The organism is Actinotalea sp. C106 (assembly GCF_023630195.1).
In the GTDB taxonomy this organism is placed as follows: domain Bacteria; phylum Actinomycetota; class Actinomycetes; order Actinomycetales; family Cellulomonadaceae; genus Actinotalea.
The window spans coordinates 1-4,393 of record NZ_JALPKN010000259.1 but is presented as its reverse complement, the minus strand read 5'-3'; the positions used below and the strand labels follow the sequence as shown (position 1 = coordinate 4,393).

4 protein-coding genes are annotated in these 4,393 nt (G+C 75.4%); 2 read left to right on the top strand and 2 right to left on the bottom strand.

The annotated features are described in order from the left end of the window. Nucleotides 1–21: 21 nt before the first annotated feature. Nucleotides 22–852, bottom strand: coding sequence for an ABC transporter permease (locus tag L0B03_RS14380; protein WP_250446974.1), 831 nt, complete (start codon nucleotides 850–852; stop codon nucleotides 22–24). Beyond that, on the bottom strand, nucleotides 849–1,748 hold the full coding sequence (locus tag L0B03_RS14375; RefSeq protein WP_250446972.1) for an ABC transporter ATP-binding protein: 900 nt from the start codon (nucleotides 1,746–1,748) through the stop codon (nucleotides 849–851). Before L0B03_RS14375 ends, L0B03_RS14380 begins: the two co-directional genes overlap by 4 nt. A 130-nt stretch (nucleotides 1,749–1,878) precedes the next feature. Between L0B03_RS14375 and L0B03_RS14370 the strand changes: the two genes are divergently transcribed. After that, nucleotides 1,879–3,198, top strand: coding sequence for a sensor histidine kinase (locus L0B03_RS14370; protein WP_250446970.1), 1,320 nt, complete (start codon nucleotides 1,879–1,881; stop codon nucleotides 3,196–3,198). Beyond that, entirely contained in the window at nucleotides 3,195–3,887 is a 693-nt protein-coding gene (locus L0B03_RS14365; protein ID WP_250446968.1) for a response regulator transcription factor, read from the top strand. Before L0B03_RS14370 ends, L0B03_RS14365 begins: the two co-directional genes overlap by 4 nt. Nucleotides 3,888–4,393: the final 506 nt, after the last annotated feature.

Below are 4,393 nucleotides of genomic sequence, written 5' to 3'. Positions count from 1 at the left end.
CGCGCGCCTTGACGGCGGGCGTCACGCGACCTCGCGGCGGGCGGTGCGCCAGAGGCCGATGGCCAGCGGGAGGGCTACCCACACGCCGACGGACGCCCCGAGCCGGGCCCAGTCGCCGTCGGCCATCTCGCCGGCCATGAGGGGCAGCATCGTCGTGTTGATGTCGAGCCACTCGGCGGGGGTGCGCAGGCCCTCGACCAGGGCGCCCAGCACGGTCCAGGCCGTGGGCAGCGCGAGGTAGGCGACGATCGCCCCGGGGGTGCTCAGCAGCGCCAGCCCGAAGGCCACGCCCTGGGTCACCAGGATCGCCAGGGCGAGGGTCGTGCCGCTGACGAGGGCGAGGTCGAGGTCCCAGGCGCCGTCGCCGTCCCGGGCCAGCACCCCCACCACGTTGAGCAGCGCGGCGGCGGCGAGGGTCGCGACCATCACGCCCAGACCGAGCACGACGGCGGACAGCAGCTTGGCCCCGTTGACCCGCCCCCGGCGCGGCTCGAGGACGAAGGTCGTCACGGCGGTGCGCTGGGACCACTCGCTGGTCGCCGCCATGATCCCGATCAGCGGCAGCAGCAGGATCTGGCCGAAGGAGGCCGTCTCGGTCAGGCTCATCCAGGTGAGCTCCCCAGGCTCGGCCGTGGTGAGCATCAGGGCGATCAGCGCCGCGTTGATCAGCACGACCACCCCGAGCAGCCACACCCCGGCGCGGGTGTCCAGCTGCTTGCGCAGCTCGACCCGGGCCAGCCGGAGGAACGGGACCCCGCGACGGCGGTCCACGGCGCGCGCGGCGTCGTCGGGCCCCCGGCCGGAGGGGTCGGCGGGACGGGCGGGGACGTGGGTGGTGGTCGCGGCGCTCATGCGGCGATCTCCTCTCGCCCGTGCTGGGCGGTCGTGTCGAAGAACAGCTGTTCCAGGCCGGTGCTGGTCGCGGCGCGCAGCTCGGTCAGGACGACCTGTGCTGCGAGGGCCACCCGGCCCACCTCCTCGGGGGAGGCCGCGGTGGCGAGGGTGCCCTCGTCGGTGCGCTCGACGGTGTGACCCGCCGCGGTCAGGGCCGCCGTGAGGGACCTGTCGTCGACGCTGCGCACCCGGGTGCTCGGACCGCTGAGCAGCTCGCTCGCCGATCCCTGGGCCAGGACGCGCCCCCCGCCGACGATGACCAGGTCGTCGCACACGGCCTCCATCTCCCGCAGCAGGTGCGAGGACAGCAGCACCGTGCCGCCGTCGGCCGCGAACCCGCGCAGCAGCTCACGCATCCACCGGATGCCTGCGGGGTCCAGGCCGTTGGCCGGCTCGTCGAGGATGAGCACGGTCGGGTCGCCCAGCAGGGCGTGGGCCAGGCCGAGCCGCTGCCGCATGCCCAGCGAGTAGGAGCGGGTCCGCTTGCGCGACTCGGCGGCGGTCAGCCCCACGGTCTCGAGGACCTCACCGACCCGCGCCGTGGGCAGGCCCATCAGCTGGGCCGAGAGGGTCAGGGTCTCGCGGCCCGTCCGGCCCGCGTGGGTCGCGGAGGCGTCGAGCAGCACCCCCACGGTCCGGCCCGGGTTGGGCATCGACCGCAGGGGCCGGTCCAGGACGGTCGCCTGCCCGGCGGTCGGGACGGTCAGTCCGCAGAGCATCCGCATGGTCGTGGACTTGCCGGCACCGTTGGGACCGAGGAACCCCGTGACGCGGCCGGGCCGGGCGGTGAAGGACACGTCGTCGACCGCGGCGTGGTCGCCGTAGCGCTTGGTGAGGTGCTGTGCAGTGATCATGGCTCCAGCCTCCGCGCTGCGGGGCGCGAGGGGATCCGCCGTCGGCCTCGACCTGCCTCCACCTTTGGTCGCACGCCGCCGAGCCGTCAGGGGGAGGGCGCGGAGGGCCGCGCGGCCTAGCCTGGACGGCATGCCCGCCCCCGCCCCGCCGCCGCTGCGTCCCTGGTCACGGGTGTGGCGCTACCTCGTGGTGATCGCCGTCGGGCTGATCACCTGGATCGCGGTGACGGCGGACCTGATGCCCCAGGACGACGGCGCCCCGGACGAGGTGGTCGGCCGCCTCGGCGCCGCGATCGTGCTCGACCTCGTGCTGGGCGTGATCGGGGTCGCCCTGCTGCCGCTCCGGCGCCGCTACCCCACGACCGTCGCCTCCGCGACGGCTGCCCTGACCGCGTTCTCCGGGGCGGCGATCGGGGCTGCCGGGCTGTCCGCCGTGTCGATGAGCACCCACCGCCGGTGGCGCCCGGTGATCGTGACCGGCGTGGCCTGGCTCGTGGCCGGGGTCATCTACGAGGGGGTGTACCGCCCGTCCCTGCCGGGGACCGAGTCCTCGACCGTGTACTTCGCCCTCGCCGGCTCCCTGGCCCTGGTGGTCTACGCGGCCTGCGTCGCGACCGGCTTCTACATCGGCGCGCGGCGCGAGCTGCTCGACACCCTGCGTGAGCGCGCCGAGACCGCCGAGCGCGAGCAGTCCCTCAAGGCCGACGCCGCGCGCGAGGCCGAGCGCACCCGCATCGCCCGCGAGATGCACGACGTGCTCGCCCACCGCATCTCCCTGGTCGCGATGCACGCCGGCGCCCTGACCTACCGCACCGACCTCACCCAGACCGAGACCGCGCAGACCGCGCAGATCATCCAGGACAACGCCCACCGCGCCCTGGTCGAGCTGCGTCAGGTGCTGGGGGTGCTGCGGGCCGACGGCGGCGCGGGCCCCCTCGCCCCGGGGTCCCTCGGCCAGGGGTCCCTCGACCAGGGGTCCCTCGGCCAGGCACCCCACGACGGAGCGCGCCCCGAGCCGGCGCCCCCGGAGCCGCCGCAACCGAGCCTGCGTGAGCTGCCGGCCCTGCTCGCCGAGAACGCCGAGGCCGGGACTGTCGTCCACCTCGACCTCACCGGCCTCGCCGCGGGGGACGCCGACGCCCTGGCCCTGCCTCCCGTGACCCTCTCGCGCACCGCCTTCCGCATCGTCCAGGAGGTCCTGACCAATGCCCGCAAGCACGCCCCCGGCACCCCGGTGACCCTCCGTCTGGCCGGGGCACCCGGTCACGACCTGCACCTCGAGGCGAGGAACCCGGTGCCCGAGGTGGTCCCTGCTGCAGCGCCCGGGGCCGGGATGGGACTCACCGGGCTCGAGGAGCGCGCGACCCTGGCCGGCGGCACCCTCACCCATGGGGTCGACGCCGCAGGGCGGTTCGCGGTGACCGCCACCCTGCCGTGGGACGAGCGGTGAGCGGCGCAGGCCCGGGCGACGCGGCCCCGGGCGGAGCGGTCCGGGTGGTCCTGGTCGACGACGACGCGTTGGTCCGCACGGGCCTGCGCCTGATCCTCGGTGGCGACCCGCAGATCGAGGTGGTCGGCGAGGCCGAGGACGGCGCCCGGGGCGTCGAGCTGGTCACCGCGACCACCCCCGACGTCGTCCTCATGGACATCCGCATGCCCGGCACCGACGGGCTGACCGCGACCCGACGCCTGACCGAGGCGGGCACGCCGTCCCGGATCATCGTGCTGACCACCTTCGACACCGACGAGATGGTGCTCACCGCCCTGCGCCACGGGGCGGCTGGGTTCCTGCTCAAGGACACCCCGGCCCCCCAGCTCGTCGAGGCCGTCCGCCGGGTCGCCGCCGGCGAGCCGATCCTCTCCCCGAGCGTCACGGCCCAGGTGATCGCGGCAGCCACCCAGGGCGGGCAGGACGACGCCCCGCGACGCCAGGCCCGCGAGCGCCTCGCCCAGCTCACCCCCCGCGAGCGCGAGATCGCCGTCGCCGTGGCGCGCGGCCTGTCCAACGCGGAGATCGCCCAGGAGCTCTACCTGGGCCTCGCGACCGTCAAGACCCACGTGGGGAACCTGTTCGCCAAGCTCCACGCGACGAACCGCGTCCAGATCGCCCGCTGCGTCCACGAGGCCGGCCTCGACTGACCGCCGCCCCGCCACCCTCCGCTGTCGAGAGGTCACTTCTTGCCGCTTCGACCCCGCGGCGTTCCGACAAGAAGTGACCACTCGACGGAGGAGGGGTGCGTGGGCGGGCGGGCGGGCGGGCGGGCGGGCGCGTGGGCGGGCGGGCGGGCGGGGTGCTCATCGGGGTCGAGCCGGGTCGATCGGGGCGATCGGGGTTGATCGGGGGCGCTATTCGACCCTGATCGACCCCGACGATCGGCGGGGCCGCAGTGGTCTGGCGTGGGGCGTGGACGGGTGGTGCCCGATATGGGCGGTCTTCGCTACCCTCCGGGGTCGACGACCAGCCGGGGAGCACACGCATGAGCACCGAGAACGACAAGCCCACCGACGGCCAGCCCGAGGACGAGCGTCCCGAGCAGGCTCCGGGCGACGTGGCCCCCGAGGTGCCGGTGGAGTCGTCCCCGGACGCCGCTGCGACCACCGCCGCGGACACCGCCGCGCAGCCCCCGGCCGGGCCCACCACCGAC